The sequence below is a fragment of the Parabacteroides sp. genome (assembly GCF_977054455.1).
Genome location: NZ_CDRTCT010000011.1, coordinates 72,582 through 90,866 on the forward strand (window position 1 = coordinate 72,582; position 18,285 = coordinate 90,866).

16 protein-coding genes are annotated in these 18,285 nt (G+C 50.7%); 9 read left to right on the plus strand and 7 right to left on the minus strand.

Annotated features, from left to right (window positions below; all coding sequences use genetic code 11):
* Nucleotides 1–23: 23 nt before the first annotated feature.
* Nucleotides 24–1,859, minus strand: a complete 1,836-nt coding sequence (gene ilvD / locus ACW6QF_RS07175) for a dihydroxy-acid dehydratase (RefSeq protein WP_456087332.1) — start codon at nucleotides 1,857–1,859, stop codon at nucleotides 24–26.
* Between the two features lie 625 nt (nucleotides 1,860–2,484).
* Between ilvD and ACW6QF_RS07180 the strand changes: the two genes are divergently transcribed.
* From ACW6QF_RS07180 to aroC, 3 genes are all read left to right on the plus strand, one after another.
* On the plus strand, nucleotides 2,485–3,660 hold the full coding sequence (locus tag ACW6QF_RS07180) for a MalY/PatB family protein (RefSeq protein ID WP_456087300.1): 1,176 nt from the start codon (nucleotides 2,485–2,487) through the stop codon (nucleotides 3,658–3,660).
* A 74-nt stretch (nucleotides 3,661–3,734) separates the two neighbouring features.
* Entirely contained in the window at nucleotides 3,735–4,313 is a 579-nt protein-coding gene (locus ACW6QF_RS07185) for an FKBP-type peptidyl-prolyl cis-trans isomerase (protein WP_298549857.1), read from the plus strand.
* Nucleotides 4,310–5,380: a chorismate synthase gene (gene aroC, locus ACW6QF_RS07190; RefSeq protein ID WP_456087333.1), complete on the plus strand. Its 1,071-nt coding sequence runs from the start codon at nucleotides 4,310–4,312 to the stop codon at nucleotides 5,378–5,380. The genes ACW6QF_RS07185 and aroC overlap by 4 nt, the downstream gene beginning before the upstream one ends.
* 47 nt (nucleotides 5,381–5,427) lie before the next feature.
* On the opposite strand, the gene rlmH is transcribed toward aroC, so the two are convergent.
* Nucleotides 5,428–5,901: a 23S rRNA (pseudouridine(1915)-N(3))-methyltransferase RlmH gene (rlmH, locus tag ACW6QF_RS07195; RefSeq protein WP_456087301.1), complete on the minus strand. Its 474-nt coding sequence runs from the start codon at nucleotides 5,899–5,901 to the stop codon at nucleotides 5,428–5,430.
* A gap of 90 nt (nucleotides 5,902–5,991) precedes the next feature.
* Here rlmH and ACW6QF_RS07200 point away from each other — a divergent pair, with 90 nt between their 5' ends.
* From ACW6QF_RS07200 to ACW6QF_RS07210, 3 genes are all read left to right on the plus strand, one after another.
* Nucleotides 5,992–6,363: a DUF4783 domain-containing protein gene (locus tag ACW6QF_RS07200; protein ID WP_298549855.1), complete on the plus strand. Its 372-nt coding sequence runs from the start codon at nucleotides 5,992–5,994 to the stop codon at nucleotides 6,361–6,363.
* Between the two features lie 86 nt (nucleotides 6,364–6,449).
* Entirely contained in the window at nucleotides 6,450–7,307 is an 858-nt protein-coding gene (gene nadC, locus ACW6QF_RS07205; RefSeq protein ID WP_005634846.1) for a carboxylating nicotinate-nucleotide diphosphorylase, read from the plus strand.
* Nucleotides 7,308–7,388: 81 nt separating this feature from the next.
* The gene (locus ACW6QF_RS07210) at nucleotides 7,389–7,646 is read left to right on the plus strand and encodes a DUF6722 family protein (RefSeq protein ID WP_456087302.1); all 258 of its coding nucleotides are present in this window, start codon (nucleotides 7,389–7,391) and stop codon (nucleotides 7,644–7,646) included.
* Between the two features lie 159 nt (nucleotides 7,647–7,805).
* On the opposite strand, the gene ACW6QF_RS07215 is transcribed toward ACW6QF_RS07210, so the two are convergent.
* A complete protein-coding gene (locus tag ACW6QF_RS07215; protein ID WP_298549851.1) occupies nucleotides 7,806–8,381 on the minus strand; it encodes an acyltransferase in 576 nt (191 codons plus the stop codon).
* Nucleotides 8,382–9,083, minus strand: coding sequence for an SAM-dependent methyltransferase (locus ACW6QF_RS07220; protein ID WP_456087303.1), 702 nt, complete (start codon nucleotides 9,081–9,083; stop codon nucleotides 8,382–8,384).
* Between the two features lie 134 nt (nucleotides 9,084–9,217).
* Here ACW6QF_RS07220 and ACW6QF_RS07225 point away from each other — a divergent pair, with 134 nt between their 5' ends.
* Nucleotides 9,218–10,624, plus strand: coding sequence for a methyltransferase RsmF C-terminal domain-like protein (locus tag ACW6QF_RS07225; RefSeq protein WP_456087304.1), 1,407 nt, complete (start codon nucleotides 9,218–9,220; stop codon nucleotides 10,622–10,624).
* 31 nt (nucleotides 10,625–10,655) lie between these two features.
* On the opposite strand, the gene ACW6QF_RS07230 is transcribed toward ACW6QF_RS07225, so the two are convergent.
* On the minus strand, nucleotides 10,656–13,025 hold the full coding sequence (locus ACW6QF_RS07230; protein ID WP_456087305.1) for an ABC transporter permease: 2,370 nt from the start codon (nucleotides 13,023–13,025) through the stop codon (nucleotides 10,656–10,658).
* A 324-nt stretch (nucleotides 13,026–13,349) separates the two neighbouring features.
* On the opposite strand from ACW6QF_RS07230, the gene ACW6QF_RS07235 reads away from it, so the two are divergent.
* Together ACW6QF_RS07235 and ACW6QF_RS07240 are read left to right on the plus strand one after the other, a co-directional pair.
* Nucleotides 13,350–14,141: a DUF4469 domain-containing protein gene (locus ACW6QF_RS07235; protein WP_456087306.1), complete on the plus strand. Its 792-nt coding sequence runs from the start codon at nucleotides 13,350–13,352 to the stop codon at nucleotides 14,139–14,141.
* A 153-nt stretch (nucleotides 14,142–14,294) separates the two neighbouring features.
* Complete coding sequence (locus ACW6QF_RS07240; protein ID WP_456087307.1) at nucleotides 14,295–14,732, plus strand: META domain-containing protein; 438 nt, start codon at nucleotides 14,295–14,297, stop codon at nucleotides 14,730–14,732.
* 11 nt (nucleotides 14,733–14,743) lie between these two features.
* On the opposite strand, the gene ACW6QF_RS07245 is transcribed toward ACW6QF_RS07240, so the two are convergent.
* Together ACW6QF_RS07245 and ACW6QF_RS07250 are read right to left on the minus strand one after the other, a co-directional pair.
* The gene (locus ACW6QF_RS07245; RefSeq protein ID WP_456087308.1) at nucleotides 14,744–17,110 is read right to left on the minus strand and encodes an ABC transporter permease; all 2,367 of its coding nucleotides are present in this window, start codon (nucleotides 17,108–17,110) and stop codon (nucleotides 14,744–14,746) included.
* 29 nt (nucleotides 17,111–17,139) lie between these two features.
* Nucleotides 17,140–18,144 carry a DUF4837 family protein gene (locus ACW6QF_RS07250; protein WP_456087309.1) on the minus strand — a complete coding sequence of 335 codons (1,005 nt, stop codon included), beginning with the start codon at nucleotides 18,142–18,144 and terminating at the stop codon, nucleotides 17,140–17,142.
* Nucleotides 18,145–18,285 lie beyond the last annotated feature (141 nt).

Consider the following 18,285-nt stretch of genomic DNA (forward strand, 5'->3'; position numbering starts at 1 on the left):
ATCTCTTTATTTTAGTCTTGTGTTTAATCTTCTACTACTCTCACTCCTCCCTTATCGGCCGAGCTAACCATCTTGCCATAAGCTCTCAAAGCTTTCGAAACGACCCGTTCACGGTGAGGAGGCGTAAAGGCTTTCGTGCCGCGGGCTTCTTCCGCTTTACGGCGCTCTGCCAGTTCAGCATCGCTGACCTTCACATTTATCGTACGTTCGGGGATATCGATCTCGATTATATCGCCGTCTTTCACCAAACCGATCGCTCCACCTGCCGCCGCTTCGGGAGAGATATGTCCGATGGAAAGGCCGGAAGTACCGCCGCTGAAACGACCGTCCGTAATCAGCGCACACTCCTTGCCTAAATGGCGGCTCTTTATATAGGAAGTGGGATAAAGCATTTCCTGCATGCCCGGACCGCCTTTCGGTCCTTCGTGTGTGATCACAACCACATCACCCGAAACCACTTTTCCGCCGAGGATGCCTTCGCAAGCCGCATCCTGTGAATCGAATACTTTTGCAGGGCCGGCAAACTTCCAGATACTTTCATCCACACCGGCCGTCTTGACCACGCATCCGTCCAGTGCGATATTCCCTTTCAGGACGGCCAAGCCGCCGTCTTTGGAATAAGCATGTTCGATGTCACGGATACATCCGGCGGCACGGTCGGCATCCAGTTCCTTATAGTAGGTTTCCTGCGATCCCATCCGGATACTGAAACGACGGGCGGGAGCGCTCTTGTATTTCCTGACAGCCTCGTCCGTCACATTCGGGGAGGTGATTGCAAATTTATCAACGGCTTCGGCAAGCGTCATACCGTCCACACGCCTTACACTTCCGTCTACCAGGCCGCCTTTCAGCAATTCGTTCATAATCCCCATGATGCCGCCGGCACGGTTTACATCCTGGACATGATAGGTGTGCGTGTTGGGAGCTACCTTGCAAAGGCAAGGAGTCTTGCGGGAAAGCATATCGATATCGTCCATCGTGAAGTCCGCTTCCGCTTCCTGAGCAATAGCCAACAGATGGAGGACTGTGTTCGTAGAACCGCCCATCGCGATATCCAATGACATGGCATTCAGGAAAGCCTGGCGGGTGGCGATACTACGGGGAAGAACCGACTCATCACCGTCGCGATAGTATTTATAGGCATTTTCTACAATCTGCCGGGCAGCATCGCGGAACAGTTGCGTACGATTTGCGTGCGTAGCGACGATCGTCCCGTTGCCCGGAAGAGCCAGCCCGATCGCTTCGTTCAGGCAGTTCATCGAGTTGGCCGTGAACATACCGGAACAGCAACCGCATCCCGGACAGGCATTCCGTTCCACCTGTGCGATCCGTTCATCGCTGACTGAAGTGTCGGCCGATTCGATCATGGCATCGATCAAATCCAAGTGACGGTTATCCAGTTCACCGGCTTCCATCGGGCCGCCGGAAACAAAGATCGTCGGGATATTGAGCCGCATGGACGCCATCAGCATCCCCGGCGTGATCTTGTCGCAATTGCTGATGCAGACCATCGCATCGGCTTTGTGGGCATTTACCATATACTCGACACTGTCCGCAATAATATCACGTGAAGGGAGCGAATAGAGCATTCCGTCATGTCCCATCGCGATACCGTCGTCGATCGCAATCGTATTGAACTCGGCGGCAAAACAACCTAACTTTTCGATCTCCGCCTTTACCTGTTGTCCGATCTCATGCAAATGGACATGACCGGGCACAAACTGGGTAAACGAATTCACAATCGCTATAATCGGTTTGCCGAACTGCTCTTCTTTCAGGCCGTTGGCACGCCACAAAGCACGGGCTCCGGCCATGCGCCTGCCCTCTGTACTGTATGAACTTCTTAACGGATTCTTCATCATATCATTTGTTATTTTCGGACGGCCCACAAACCGCCCCTCTGTTTATTTTCTTACATTATCATATATTAAAAAAGCCCTTCTCTATATGGAGAAAGGCTTAAGAAATATCTTTATACGACTTCACAACTTCTTACACACCTTTCTCCTTACCTGCTAATGACTAGAAGGACCACCACGAGAATAATATGCAATACGTTGTTCATCATCTTTTCTTACGTCTTTATTTTTGTTTGACGCTGCAAATGTAGAACAATAATTCATACCGTCAAAGAAATTAAAAGAAAAATATCAATTTATCTTACATTTCTCAAGCAAAGAAACAAGATGGGCTTGCAGTTTAACACTTTCAGCAAGCGACACCAGCCTTGTTTTCACCATACAGCTTAAATGGAAAATCGCACATCTTATTATAATAGCATATATCATCTCCCGAATCCCGAAAACAGGTACACTTATTGTCATATGCCTACTTATTGTACGGTTTCCTTAATTACCCGCTGGTCCAAATCGAAACAGTAGCGCATGAATTTTAGTTTTCCAGCCCATTTATTTCAAATTTCCCGCAAGGGTAATATTTTTTAATAGTATCTTTGACCCCTGTCAATTCAGAACTTATATACAAATGAAACAATACAACTTTGACGAAATCATCGAGCGTAGGGGGACGAACTGTGTCAAGTTCGATAACCTGAAAGAACGTTTCGGGAATGAGAACCTTACCCCCCTTTGGGTAGCCGACATGGATTTCCGGACACCGGACTTTATTGTCAACGCGATCAAGAAGCGCCTGGAGCATGAGATTTTCGGGTACACATTCGATTCGGATTCCTATTATAACAGCATCATCGAATGGGTACATTATAAACATAACTGGAAAATCCGCCGCGAATGGCTTAGTTACATCCCAGGCATCGTAAAGGGAATCGGTTTCGTTTTGCAATGCTTCACACAACCGGGCGACAAAGTCATTATCCAGCCACCGGTTTACCACCCTTTCCGTATTGTCCCGGAAAGCATGCACCGTGAGGTTGTTTACAATCCGCTTAAAATGGTAGACGGCGCTTATGAGATGGATTTCGAGAATCTTGAATCGGTTATCGATGAGCATTGTAAAGTTCTGATCCTTTGCAATCCTCATAATCCTGGGGGAATCGTCTGGGGAAAAGACACGCTGGCCAAACTGGCAGAGGTTTGCGCCAGACACGATATACTCGTTATCTCCGATGAAATCCATGCGGAGATGGCTTATCCGCAATATACGCATCATCCGTTTGCGACTGTTTCAGAAACAGCGGCCGATTGCAGTATTACTTTCATGGCTCCGAGCAAGACCTTCAATATTGCCGGAATCGTCACCTCCTATTCGATCATTCCTAATGCGGAAACACGCGAAAAATTCTATTCCTTCATGGAAGCGGGAGAATTCAATGCCGGAACGATCTTTGCCTATACGGCAACAGAAGCAGCTTACACATACGGAGCCGAATGGTTGCAACAGATGCGGATGTATATCACGGAAAATGTGCGTTTCGTAGATGAATATTGCAAATCCAAACTCCCTAAGATCAAAGTCTATCCACCACAGGCCTCTTTCCTCATATGGCTGGATTGCCGTGACTTGAAACTAAGCCAGCCTGAACTGGTGAGCTTGTTCCAGGATAAAGCCGGCTTATTGCTGAATGACGGAAGCATGTTCGGCCCCGGAGGTGAAGGATATATGCGTTTGAACATCGGTTGTCCGCGTTCCGTCCTGTCTTCGGCTTTAGACACTTTAAAGAAAGTTATAGACAAGAAATAACGGTTTCCAAGCAGACAAGTCGGAAATTATGCGTAGATTTGTCATCGTTTTATTTATCACAAATACAATTACAAATGAAAATTACAGCAAATAAGTTCGTTGCAGTTACTTACGATCTGAACGTAGGCGAAGGCGAAGAACGCGAATTGATGGAAAGAGCAACAGCCGAAACACCTCTGAAATTCATCTTTGGTACAGGCGCTATGCTCCCCGCTTTTGAAGACGCTCTGAAAGGACTGGAAGTAGGCGACAAATTTAACTTCTCTATAGCTCCGGCTGATGCATACGGCGAGTATGTGGAGGAACACGTACTGGATCTTCCGAAGAATATTTTCGAGGTAGACGGCAAGTTCGACTCGGAAATGGTCAAAGAAGACAACACGATCCCGATGATGGACTCGAACGGTAACCGCATGAACGGTACTGTAGTAGAAGTAAAAGAAGATGTAGTCGTTATGGACTTCAACCATCCGTTGGCAGGCGAAACACTGCATTTCAACGGTGAAGTCATCGATGTACACGAACCGACAGCTGAAGAAATCGCAGCCCTTTCTGCTCCGGCAGGTGGATGTGATTGCGGATGCGAAGATTGCGGAAGCGATTGCGGCGACCACAAACACGAAGGTGGATGCGGATGCGGAGGATGCAAGTGAATACATTCGGAAACATTTACAGACTGACCTCTTTCGGTGAATCGCATGGTCCCGGCATCGGGGGCGTAATAGACGGATGCCCTGCCGGTATCGAATTGGATACGGCTTTTATCCAGAGTGAACTGAACCGCCGTAAACCGGGACAATCCAAAATCACGACTCCCCGCAAGGAGGACGACGAAGTACAGTTCCTTTCCGGTATTTACGAAGGAAAAACGACAGGGACTCCGATCGGTTTCATCATCTGGAACAAGAACCAGCACTCGGCCGACTACGACAATATGAAGAGCGTCTATCGTCCTTCCCATGCCGACTACACCTACCAGACCAAATACGGAATCCGCGACCCGCGCGGCGGCGGACGTTCATCGGCACGTGAAACGATCGCCCGTTGCGTAGCCGGAGCAATTGCCAAACTGGCTCTTCGCCAGAAAGGTATCCGGATCCAGGCATTTACTTCGCAGGTCGGAAACATCCGACTAAGCGGCTCGTATATGGACTACGACCTAAGCAAGGCGGAAGACACGGCCGTACGTTGTCCGGACCCGGCGACCGCCGCAGAAATGGAGGCTTTGATCGCCGAGGTGAAATCCAAAGGAGATACGATCGGCGGCGTAATCACTTGCGTGGCACAGGGAGTTCCCGTCGGTTTGGGCGAACCGGTATTCGGAAAGCTACATGCGGTATTGGGACATGCTATGTTGACAATCAATGCCGTAAAAGGTTTCGAGTATGGCGACGGCTTCGAAGCGGCCTTATATCGCGGATCGGAACGGAACGACCGTTTCTTCAATGACAACGGACACATCAACACGCACACGAATCATTCCGGAGGCATACAGGGCGGCATCTCGAACGGACAGGATATTTATTTCCGTGTCGCCTTCAAATCGGTTGCTACCATCCTGATGGAACAGGAAACCGTCAATATGGAAGGCGAGGACACGATCCTGAAAGCTCGCGGACGCCATGATCCGTGCGTTTTACCCCGAGCTGTCCCCATTGTCGAATCAATGACGGCAATGACACTGCTCGATTACTTGCTAATACAGAAAACAAGGGAATAAATAATGTGCCAATGAAGATAGCAACAGTTTGCATTTTCATTGGCACACTACTCGTGGTGATAGGGTTCGTTATTCAGAATTGTCATCGCCCGATAGATCTGCTCGATAAAGATCAGGCGGATCATCTGGTGGGAAAAAGTCATTTTGCTTAAAGATATTTTCTCAACGGCGGACTTATAAACGGCATCGCTGAAGCCATACGGGCCACCGACAACAAAAACCAGGCGCTTCGGGACCGTATGCGTCTTTCTTTCTATATAGGCGGAAAACTGCATCGAGGTGAACTCTTTTCCTTTCTCATCCAACAAAACCAAATAGTCGCCCGGTTGTAATGTTTTCAGAATCAACTCGCCTTCCTTCTCTTTCTGTTGGGATTCGGAAAGATTCTTGGCGTTCTTGATATCAGGGATCACTTCCATTTCAAAAGGAATATAATGAACCAAGCGGTTCTTGTACTCATTGATCGCTTCCACAAAATAGCCGGCATCCGTCTTGCCGATCACAATCAGTGCAATTTTCATTCGTTTACATTTTAGAGATTGAGGACGCTAAATTACAGGAAAAAATACATACCTTTGCACGATAATACTCACAAAAAGAGGAGAAAGTTTATGAAACGATTATTTCTGACGTTGGCATTGGTTCTCTCGGTTCTGAGTGTAATGGCCGCCGATATCCTTCCGATATCGAACGCTTTTAAAGGAGGCAACGCCTCGTCGCTCAGCGGATCAATGGACAAGGAAGTCGACATGGCCCTACCGGGTTCATCCAAAAAGTGCAACGCAAACGACGCTGTTTCAATGCTGAATGCCTTCTTCGGAGGGAACAAGCCGACAGGATTCACAGTCGTCCATCATGCTGATAAAAAAGAGAATGGTTTCTTTGTCGGCAAACTGCCTACTTCATCCGGTGAATATCGTGTAAACGTGACATACCGTGCAGAAGGGAACAAAGCGATTATACAGTCTATCAGAATTGAATAAAAAGATCTTATGATTTATAATTTATGATTTATGCCTTGTCGCATATAATTCGAATTATAAATCATAAATCATAAATCAACAGTAACATGAACGTACAAGAGACAAAAGAACAACTGATTGCGGAACTGATCCGCCTGGCATTTGCAGAAGATATAGGTGATGGCGACCATACGACTTTATGTTGCATTCCGGCAACGGAAATGGGGAAGAGCCAGCTGATCGTGAAGGAAGACGGCGTATTGGCCGGTGTCGAAATGGCTGAACGTATTTTCCATACATTCGATCCGGATCTGAAAATGACGACATTCATCCACGACGGAGCCGAAGTGAAGAAAGGCGATATCGCTTTTGTAGTCGAAGGCAAGGTACAGTCTTTGTTGCAAACCGAACGCCTGATGCTCAACGTCATGCAGCGCATGAGCGGTATTGCGACCACGACACGCAAATATGTCAAGGCATTGGAAGGGACGAAAACACGCGTGCTGGATACGCGTAAAACGACTCCGGGCCTGCGCATGGTCGAGAAAGAAGCGGTTAAAATCGGTGGCGGCGTCAACCATCGTATCGGGTTGTTCGATATGATTTTGCTGAAGGACAACCATGTGGACTTTGCCGGCGGTATCGAAGCGGCCATCACACGTTGCCACCAGTATCTGAAAGAGAAAAACAAGGATTTGAAGATCGAAATCGAGGTTCGTAACTTCGACGAGTTGCAGGAAGCAATGCGTGTCGGCGGTATCGACCGTATCATGCTGGACAACTTCAATATCGAGAATACGAAGAAAGCCGTCGAAATGGTTGCCGGACGTTATGAGCTGGAATCTTCGGGTGGCATCACATTCGCCACACTTCGCGATTATGCCGAATGCGGTGTGGATTATATCTCGGTCGGAGCCCTGACACACTCTGTCAAGGGGCTGGATATGAGCTTCAAGGCTTGCTAAAGATATTTACTCCGATAAAATAGATGGCGTAAGGATTTTTACTTATCTTTACGCCATCATTCATATCTAATCAGAACAACTATGAAACAAATCCCCAAAAATCCCTCTTCCCACAAGAAGAAACAGCCAAAAGGAATCTCTCCCAAAGTATTAAAAGCAATCTATATAGAAGCCGGACAATACACATTGGACCTCTCCAAATTAGTTTTCGGCGGTATAATATTAACGATGATCATAAATGCAGAAATGAACAAAATCGCTATTTTTGCAGGTGGATGCATAACAGTCATAGCATTAACAACTGTAGGATTCATCCTATACAAAAAAGGAAAGGAGTAATCATGTTAGAAACCATATTATTATCAATTCTGTTTGGGACAATCTCATTAGCTTGTCTTATTTTCCTTATCTTCATCCGGACTCCGAAAGGAAAGAGATGGTTCAACGGCGAATATTGAACCTCCATCATACCTATTCCGGGGGCGAACGACCTCGCCCCTACGAAATACGCGTTACGACGCCCTCCTCTAACAGGTATTGCTGGTTGCTCTCCGGGCATGTGGCGATACCTTTTTCATTGAAGGAGAGGCGATGCCCGTACTCGCTTACCCAACCGATCCGACGGGAAGGGTTGCCGACCACCAAAGCATAAGGCGGAATATCTTTGGTGACCACGGCCCCTGCGCCGATCATGGCATATTCGCCGATCGTATGCCCGCAAACGATCGTTGCATTCGCACCGATAGAAGCTCCTTTGCCGACATGTGTCTTCAAATATCGGTCTTTACGGGAAACGGCACTGCGGGGATTGACCACATTTGTAAAAACGCAGCTGGGTCCTAAAAAGACGTCATCCCCGCAAGTCACGCCGGTATAGACGGAAACATTGTTCTGCACCTTCACATTACTTCCTAAGACGACCTGCGGAGAAATCACGACATTCTGTCCGATATTGCAATTCCGACCGATTGTACACCCCGGCATAATATGGGAAAAATGCCAGATGCGCGTGCCGTCGCCGATCGTGCATCCGGGATCGATAACGGCTGTTTCGTGTGCCTGATAAGCTGCCATTTATTTATAGATTAAGAAGATTGTCGGTTTCTTGCTCAGATCGGGGACCTTTCCGGCCCATTCTTTGACGGGACGCGTATGGATATATTCGTCTTCGCAAGTGATATTCGAAGCAATGCACAATTTGGTCGAAGGACGGCACGTGCGGATCAACTCCTCCGCCAATTTATTATTGCGGTAAGGCGTTTCGATGAACAGCTGCGTCTGGTTCTCCGAATAGATGCGCCCTTCCAGCTTCTTGATCGCATTCGTACGCTGCGAAGCGTCGATCGGCAGATAGCCGTGAAAGGCAAAGCTCTGCCCGTTAAAGCCGGAGCCCATCACCGACATCAGGATCGAAGAAGGGCCGACCAGCGGAACCACCTTGTAATTTTTACGCTGTGCGATCGCCACCACATCCGCCCCCGGATCGGCAATCGCCGGGCAGCCGGCCTCCGAGATCACGCCGACCGACTCGCCCTTCGCCAAAGGAGCCAGATAAGCGGCAACGGCTTCGGCCGACGTATGCTTGTTCAATTCATAAAAGACAAGATCGTCAATCACGATCGAAGGCTCCGTCTTTTTCAGGAAACGGCGTGCCGTACGTACATTTTCGACAATGAAATGACGGATGGAAAGGATGACCTCCCGGTTGTATTCGGGAAGGACCCGGCGATGTTCGACGTCGCCAAGCGTGACAGGGATGAGATAGAGAGCGGACATGAATTTATGATTTATGATTTATGATTTATGATCCGTGATCATGATAAAAAGGGCGGCATTGCCATAAATCATAAATCATAAATCATAAATCTTAATGCAAAAGTAGTATTTTTGCCGAAAACAAGCGAAAAGAGATGGCACTTCCGATAGATTTTATCACACGTACCCGTGCATTGCTGGGAAATGAGTTCGACAGTTTCGAAGCGGCGTTGCAGGCCGATGTCCCCGTCAGTATCCGTATCAACGAGAAGAAAGGCACTCCTGCTCCGTCGACGGCCGGTGCGCCGTGCGAACGGGTGGCCTGGTGCGAGACAGGCTATTACCTGCCCGAAAGGCTTTCGTTCACCTTCGACCCGCTCTTCCACGCCGGCGCCTACTACGTGCAGGAAGCCTCCTCCATGTTTCTCGGACAGGCGATCCGCAGCCATGTGAAAACGCCTGTCCGGTGTCTCGACCTATGCGCTGCTCCCGGAGGCAAATCGACCCATCTGGCGGCTTGCCTGCCGGAAGGCAGCCTGCTGGTCAGCAACGAGGTGATCCGCAGCCGGAGCCATATACTGGCGGAAAATATCGCCAAGTGGGGAAATCCGAATTGCATCGTGACCGGCAACGACCCGGAAGAGATCGGGCGCCTTACGCATTTCTTTGATGTGATCGTCGCCGACGTGCCCTGTTCCGGCGAAGGCATGTTCCGCAAAGATACCGACAGCACAGGCGAATGGAGCGTCGCGAACGTCGCGCTCTGTGCCGGACGCGGGCGCCGCATCATCCACGACATCTGGAACGCGTTGAAACCCGGCGGTCTGCTGATCTACAGCACCTGTACCTACAACACGGAGGAGGATGAAGAGAACGTCCATCATATAACGGAAGAATTGGGAGCCGAAGCACTGCCCATCCCCGTGAAGGACGAATGGCAGATCACCGGCCCGCTCAAATACGACCATCCGGTCTACCGCTTTTTCCCGCACAAGACCAGGGGCGAAGGTTTCTTCCTCGCCGCCCTGCGCAAAGCGGACGGCGAGACGGAGGAGATCCGGTTCAAAAACAAGAATAAAAAAGAAAAGGGAAAAACAGTTCCTGCCGTCCCGGAAGCAGCCAGAACCTATCTGTCGGACACCACCTCCTTCGCACCCGAATGGAGCGGAAGTTACCTCCGGATGCTCCCCGAACCCGTCCGAGACGTATATCCCCTGCTTTGCGAGCACCTGCGCATTCTTTCGGCCGGGATCTGCATGGGCGAAGCCAAAGGAAAGGACTTCATCCCCGCCGAAGAGCTGGCACTCAGCACGGCCCTGCGCCGGGAGGCTTTTCCTACGGTCGACCTCGATTGGGAGGACGCCATCCGGTATCTGAAAAAAGAAGCCCTTCTCCTCCCCGACAGCACCGAAAAAGGCTATGTTCTGGTCTGTCACAAAGGTTTCCCGCTCGGCTTCGCCAAACATCTCGGCAACCGTGCCAACAACCTCTACCCGCAGGAATGGCGCATCCGCACAGGGTATGTGCCGGAGAAGGTGAAGACATTCGAAATGAAGGTTTAGGGACGTGACGGCGCGGCGCTTGTGATAGACGCTATTCGCTTTTCACCACCTCCGCCGGATTACTGTTGGCCGCCCTCAACACTTGCCCCAGCACGGTAAGGAGCACCACCGCGACCACTCCCGTTATCACGCCGGCCAACAACCACCAAGGGATGTCCGTACGGTAGGCATACCCTTGCAGCCAACGGCTCATGGCGATGTAAGCCAACGGGAGCGCGACCGCTCCGGCAAGCATCACCTGCACCGTATATTCACGGAAGAACATGCGGATGATATCGCCCACCCTGGCCCCCACCACCTTACGGACAGCTACCTCCTTGCGCCGGCGCTGCGTGGCGGCTGAGGCTACGGCGTAAATGCCGAACAACGAGATCAGCAGGCAAACGACCGCCAGGACGGAAAACATCTTCAAGCCGGCTTGCTCCGAATAATTCAGACGGTCATACATCTCGCTTAACCGTACCGGACGAACATCTACAAAAGAGGCATCTATCGCGGGCAACACTGCGTTTATCCGCCGGATCGCCTCCTGCTCCTGCCCCGGCACAGCACGGACATACAGACTGTTTGTCGGATAAACCGATGGGAAGAAGATCGTTGGAAGAATGCGGCTACGAAGCGAAAAGAGATGGAAATCCTTCACGACACCGACCACCCGGTATTCTTCCGGCTCGTTCAATGTCATGCGGATAACGGTGCCCACCGGCTCCTCAAGCCCCATCGCCCGGACAGCTTCCTCGTTGAGCACGACGTTACGCTCTCCGCCTTCACCCAACCATTCGCCTTGAAGCATGCTGACCTTGAAGGTTTCGGCAAACCGGCTGTCGGTCGGCACGACACAGAATGCCGATTTTTCGGATTGCGCCTTCCCCGGCCATTCGATATCCGTTTTTATGTCGGAAGGAGTCGCGCTGTGCTTCGGCGTAAAATAGGTATCCGTCACATTCCCGACTTGCGGGATCGAAGCCAGCTCCTTCAATAAGGCCGCCCGCACATCCTCATTAATAAAAAGCTGTATGCCGGACAAATAGACAATCCCATTGCGATCGAACCCCAGATCCTTGTGATTGACGAAACGCATTTGCAACATCACCACCCACGCAGCGACAATAAACAGGATACTGACAGCCAGTTGCAAGGTAACGGCTACGCGCTGCAAGCCCAATTGCCCGGTCGTCTTCCTTTCCGCCCGCGGCCGGACGGCCAACCGGCTTAACCGCCAAAAAAGGACAGAACCGACAAGGAGCACCAATAGCATCACTCCTACTCCGCAGAGGGCAAAAAGCCCTAATACCCGCGGCATCTCCATCGAAATCCCCAGCAATCCGGAAAAGACCGGATTGACAGCCACCACCAAATAGCAGGCCGGAAGCAAAGCCAAAAAGATAGCACAAGTCAACTCAAACAACATTTGCCCGATAAGCTGGCCGCCCGACGCTCCATTCACAGCCCTCAGACGCAACTCGCGCATGCGTTGACGAAAAAGATCAAGATGCAGATTCAGGAAGTTAAACAAGGCGCTGAAAAGCAACAACATTCCGGCGACAACGAACAAACGTATGAAATTCAGTGTAAACGGAGACTCATCCTTCAGCCGGTAGCGTACGTCCCCTATCGGCAACATCCGTATTTCGACATTCTCGTTCGCCAGTGACCGCGAAGGATAATCACGCAATTGACCGGCAAGGCGACCGACATCCGTATAAGGAGGCAATTTCGCATACATCTGTAAAGAGGCAAAATTCCATATCGCCTTCCCGGATTCATCCACAAAGGTCTTGTGCATCTTTATCTGCTCATGCGAAAGAATAGCCTCGAACGACAAATTAGTGTTGGCTGGAGGATCCTTAATGACTGCCGTAACGGTATAAGGCGGATCATATTGAGTTAGGCCTGTACTTTTTACGGACTGTCCGACAGCCTTTTCCACGTCCCCGAACAAACGTACGGCAACCGTCTCCGTCAGGATCATATTATTGGCGACCTGCAACGGATGCCAGGCGTCGCCACTCACGATCGTCTGCGGAAAAACATCTAAAAAAGCGCTGTCCGTAAAAAGCGTAAGCAATCGGACATAGGGCGTCCCTTCGGTCTTGCAGTCATTTTGATCGATAAAAAAGACGGTAGAGGTCTGCATGGCAGGAAACCGGTCATGCAGTTTCCGGTCCAGAATGCCCGAAACCATATCGTTTGTCTTGCCGGCCTGTTTGTCAAACGAGTAAACACGATAAATGCGGTCAGCATCAGGATAGAAACTATCATACGACGTCTCGTAACGCAACCAATAGAGCGCCGGGACGAAACAGGCAAGTCCGAAGGCCAACCCGAAAATACCGGTCAGCGACTGCGTCTTGAATTTCCACATATTGCGGAAAGCGATTTTCAGATAAAGTGCAAGCATAATGCCATCTAATTAAAGTTACGACTCTTGAAACAAGAGCAAAAAACATGCCAATACGCATAATCATATAATATACAACACATTGCAACAACGCAAGGCCATCAGAAGTGTCTAATTATTTGACAGCGGTGTAAATATATTAGACACTTTCCAGAGGATTCCGGCCGGACGGAACAGTCCCGCCTCTCCGCCCTACCACATGTCACGCCCATCAACCGCCTCCCACTCCGCTTACGTGTTGAACAACATAATAAATATATTGATATTCAAAGCCATAATCCAATATAAAAAGGTAAGTTTGCCTTCAACATAAATACAAACGATATGGCAACAAAAAGCTACAAATGGTTCTTCGACCTCGCCGAAAACCTTCTGACAAAAGATGTGACGAACGACTACACCGCCACAGTGAAAACCCTCCTCCCGAAGACGGTCGACAACCTCGCCGACGACATCGTAAAGGAAACGGCCTACAACCGCGAGACGGTCATCGGCGTCATCACCCTGTATGACAAGAAAATCATCGAATCGGTTTGCCAAGGCAACACCGTCAACACCGGATCCACGCTCTACGCACCGGCCCTGCCCGGCTCGTTCGTCGGGACGGACGGCGTGGTAGATCCCTCCAAACAGAAACCGTATGTGAACATCAACCCCTCATCGGCATTCCGCAAGGAACTGGAAACGGTAGTACCCGTATTCTCCGGCAACGTGCTCGACTCGGGCGGCGCACGCATCGGCCTGGTGACCGACTCGGCCACCGGACGCACGGACGGGTTCATGACACCGGGCAACACGATCGACATCACGGGCAAGAAGATCCGCAGCCTCAACGCCGACGGGTCGGACATCGGAAGCATCAAGTTCGTCAATGCCGAAACGGACGCGGTGGCGGCAACGGTCGCTTCGACTTCGATCAACGAACCGAAACGCATCATACTGGTCGTTCCGGCCAGCTTGCCCGAAGGAACGTACCGGCTGGAGATCGAGACGTATTACAGCAACAACAACACACTCCTGAAATCTCCCCGCACATTGATATACACTCCCCTTTACATCGGTGAAGTACCAAGTAGCGGTGGCGGTGGCGAAGAAGAAAGACCGGGAGAACTCTAACCGGCATTTTCCTACTCGTCGAGTAGGTGGGCGTCTTTCAGTCGAGTAGGCGGGCATCTTTCAGTCGAGTAGGTGGGCATCTATCGATCGAGTAGATGGACACCTACTCGATCGATAACTACAAACTTATTATTCACATAAATCTCAAATCGTATGAAAACGACTGTTTTACAATCATTATTCAAAATCGCCCTGCTGCTGTTCGGCATGGCGGTCGGGTTCGGGTGCGACGATTCGGACGAGTGGAACGAAGAAGGGATGGAAATCTCTTGCACGCTGGCCAAGACCGTAGAAAACGGCACGGAAGTCGAATATCCGACGAAGATAGCACCCTCATTGATCCTCAAAAAAGACCTGACATTCGAAGGCAATGCCGTGTGCAACAGCATCCAGGGGAACTACAGGTATAATGCCGACAATGGCCGGTTCATCATCGAAGACCTGATAATGACCGAACTTGCCTGTATCTCCCCGTATAGCGAAGCAGAATCGATGTATCTCGGTTATCTCAAAAAAATATCTTCTTTCAAGCAAGAAGGGGAAAGCATCAGGCTATATTTCGGGAAAGACAGTTATTTGGAGTATCGATAAACATCTCTTCTTCACTCGCTCTTCACCACCTCCGCCGGATTACCGTTGGCCGCCCTCAACACCTGCCCCAATACGGTAAGCAGCACCACCGCCACCACTCCCGTGAGTACCCCCGCCAGCAGCCATCCGGGGATATCCGTGCGATAGGCATATCCTTGCAGCCAGTTGTTCATGGCAAAGTAGGACAGCGGGAGTGCAAAGACAGCGGCCATGAACACTTGCAGCGTATATTCGCGGAAGAACATGCGGACGATCGTTCCGGCTTCGGCGCCGACCACCTTGCGGATGGCAATCTCTTTACGGCGACGCTGCGTGGCGGCAGAAGCCACGGCATAAATGCCGAACAACGAGATCAGCAGGCAAACGACCGCCAGGACGGAAAACATCTTCAGGCCGACCTGCTCCGAGCGGTTAAGGCGGTCATACAAATCACCTATCGGTGTCAAACGGGCATCAGCCAACGTGACGTCGACTTCGGGAAGGATCTCCATCACCCGGCGGATCGCCTCCATCTCCTGTCCGGGAACAACACGCAGGTACAAGAGATTGAACAACCGTGTCGAAGGAAAGAAAAGTGCAGGTTGGATGCGGTTGCGAAGCGACAACAAATGGAAGTCTTTCACCACGCCCGCCACTTCATAATCGGCAACGGAATCCTCTTCGAACACAGGCATGCGGATGATCGTCCCCACCGGATCGCGAAGCCCCATCACGCGGACCGCCTCCTCGTTGAGGACCACCTTTCGCATCTGCCCTTCCTCCCACCACTTCCCATGAAGCAGTTTCAAGCGGAACGTCGAGGCAAAACGCTCGTCTGCGGGAATCAGATAAAAAGAGCTGTTCGCAGACGATTGCTCCCCCGGCCATTCCACCCGGTTCGACAGGCAATAGGGCAATACCTCATGGCGAGGTTCGAAATAAGCATCGGTCAGGGTTTCGACCTGGGGGACCGCCTTCAACTTGTCTATCAAGGCAGCTTCCACTTTTCCCGAATAATCCTGGAACCCGGACAACTGCACGACTCCGTTACGGTCAAACCCCAAATCTTTGTGACTGACAAAACGCATCTGCATCATCACGACGGATGCGGCAAGGATAAACACGACACTGACCGCAAGCTGCAAGGTGACAGCCATCCGCCTCAACACCGGTTGCCGCGTATTCTCCCTTTCCGACGCAGGCAGCATGGCTAAACGGCTTAACCGCCAAAAAGCGACAACACCGACAAGCAGTATCAAGGCCAGCAATACGGCACTGCAAGCCAGGAAGAACAGAACCAATCGCGACACCCCTATTTCAATGTCCAACAATCCTGAAAAGGCGGGACGGACAAGCAGTATCAGGAAACAAGCCAGCAAGAAAGCGATCAGGATCGAACAAGCCAGTTCGAAAACCATCTGTCGGATCAGCTGGCCTCCCGTAGCTCCGTTCACGATGCGCAAATGCAACTCCCGGAGGCGTTGGCGGAAAAAGTCGAGATGCAAGTTCAAGAAATTGAATATCGTAGATAACAGCAGCAAGATCCCGGAGGCGACAAACAGACCAATAAAGTTCAGCGTAAAAGGCGCATCCGAGTTCAGGTGGTGACGGATATCGCCGATGGGCAACATCCGCAACTCGACATTGGGGTTAGTCCCCGACCGGGAAGCCAACTCACGCACCTGTCCTGCCAACGCCCCGGCATCCGCATGAGGATTCAGCTTCACATACAAATCAAAGATGAAAAAGCCCCACTGTTGTTTTTCATCTATTTCGGCAAAGTGCTTGACCATATTGCTGTAAATAATCGCGTCGAACGAGAAATTCGAGTTGGCCGGCGGGTCTTTCACCACCGCCGTGACCGTATAGGGCGGCCAATCCGCCCGGATCGTATTCTGCACCTGTTGCCCGACCGCTTTTTCCGGATCGCCGAACAAGCGTGCAGCCATCGTTTCCGTAAGCACGATATTATCTATGACCTGTAGCGGACGTTCGGCATCGCCGCAAACAAACTTCTGCGGGAAGACATCGAAGAAAGCGTTCTCGGCATAAAGCATGCGCAACCGGACATACGGGACATGATCGGTACGGCAGTTCTCCTCCTGCCCGGTTATACAAACGGCGGAGGCTTCTACAGCCGGGAACTGCTCGTGCAATGCCTTCTCATACACTTTCGAAAGGCTTTTGTTCACATTGCCGGACTGTTTATCTACGGCATAAACACGATAGATATGCTCCGCTTCCGGGTAAAAACCGTCGTAAGACGTCTCGTAACGCATCCAATAAAGGACCGGTACGAAGCAGGCAAGTCCGAATGCCAATCCGAAAATACCGGTCAGCGACTGCGTCTTGTATTTCCACATATTGCGGAAAGCGATTTTCAGATAGAGTTTGAACATAATCATCTTAAATTTAAAGTATCCACCTGTCAATTCAAACAAAACGTATAAAGCGACGCTTCCGCCCGCCGGATCAGTTTCGCCTTTTCCGTATTCGGGGCATAGACGAAGGTTTCCGCCACGACAACCCGCTGGTTCTTCGGGTCGAGACGGGCATGGCTGACAAACGGTCCGCCCATCATGTCGCCTTCCATCTCCCACAAGCCTCTCACCACGCCGCAATATTCGCCATTCCGGGAGATCGCTTCATAAGAAGGAGAAAAACGCTTCACGGTCGTCATGTAAGAACCGGGGAACGCGCCCTGTATATGTTCTCCCAAAACGGAATCGCGCATGGCAACCAGATAATCCAACGTGAAAGTGCGGTCGCTGACATACGGGAAACTATACACGACCATATCGATCCGTCCCCGCACGCCATGATCGGTCGCCCAAAAGAAGTCCGTCGTATCCTTATAAGAACACATCTCTTCGGGTGCATACAACTGCGCATGGAAACGCGCCCTCACTTTGTCATTCACCCAGACGCTATGCGAACTTTCCAGATAACCGGCGGCACGTTCCCGCTCCTTCTCTCCCAACCAGGCAACCAGCAGTGGGCCCTGCTCCGCCAGGTATTCAGCCAAAAGCCGGGAGGAAGGCGCATTTATCGTCACCACCTCCTGTCCGTCAGCCCACCGGTCCTTTTCCTTATGCACGGATACCTTTGTGTAAAGGGATTCGTCGATCCGGACACGGATGATGTTACGGACGTACTGCAACAGGCCGTCAAACTGCGACGGCTCGGCATACGTCACCCGCATAGCCGGCTCATTCTGGGGCAGCCCCGGTATAGGCGCCGTCAACTGGTCGTACAGAAGCTGTCCGGCTTCCCCTTTCCACGTATTCTTGTCCATTACAACCAGCACTTCATATGCAAAACCGGTCGCCCGTTTCATAAAGATGGACTGTTTAGCCGGTTTGGATGGCCGGTTGCAAGCCGTGACGCCCGCCAGGGCGATCAGGATCAAAAGTAATAAAGATCGTGTTCTCATGTCATTCACTCATTAGGTTTACTTAAAAATCAAATTCACACAACGCAAAGGTAGAGAAAAAGGGAAGGAAGGAAAAGAAAGGATGCCGGACAAACGCCCGGCTTATTAACCGACTAAACAACAAGCACATAAACAAGACAA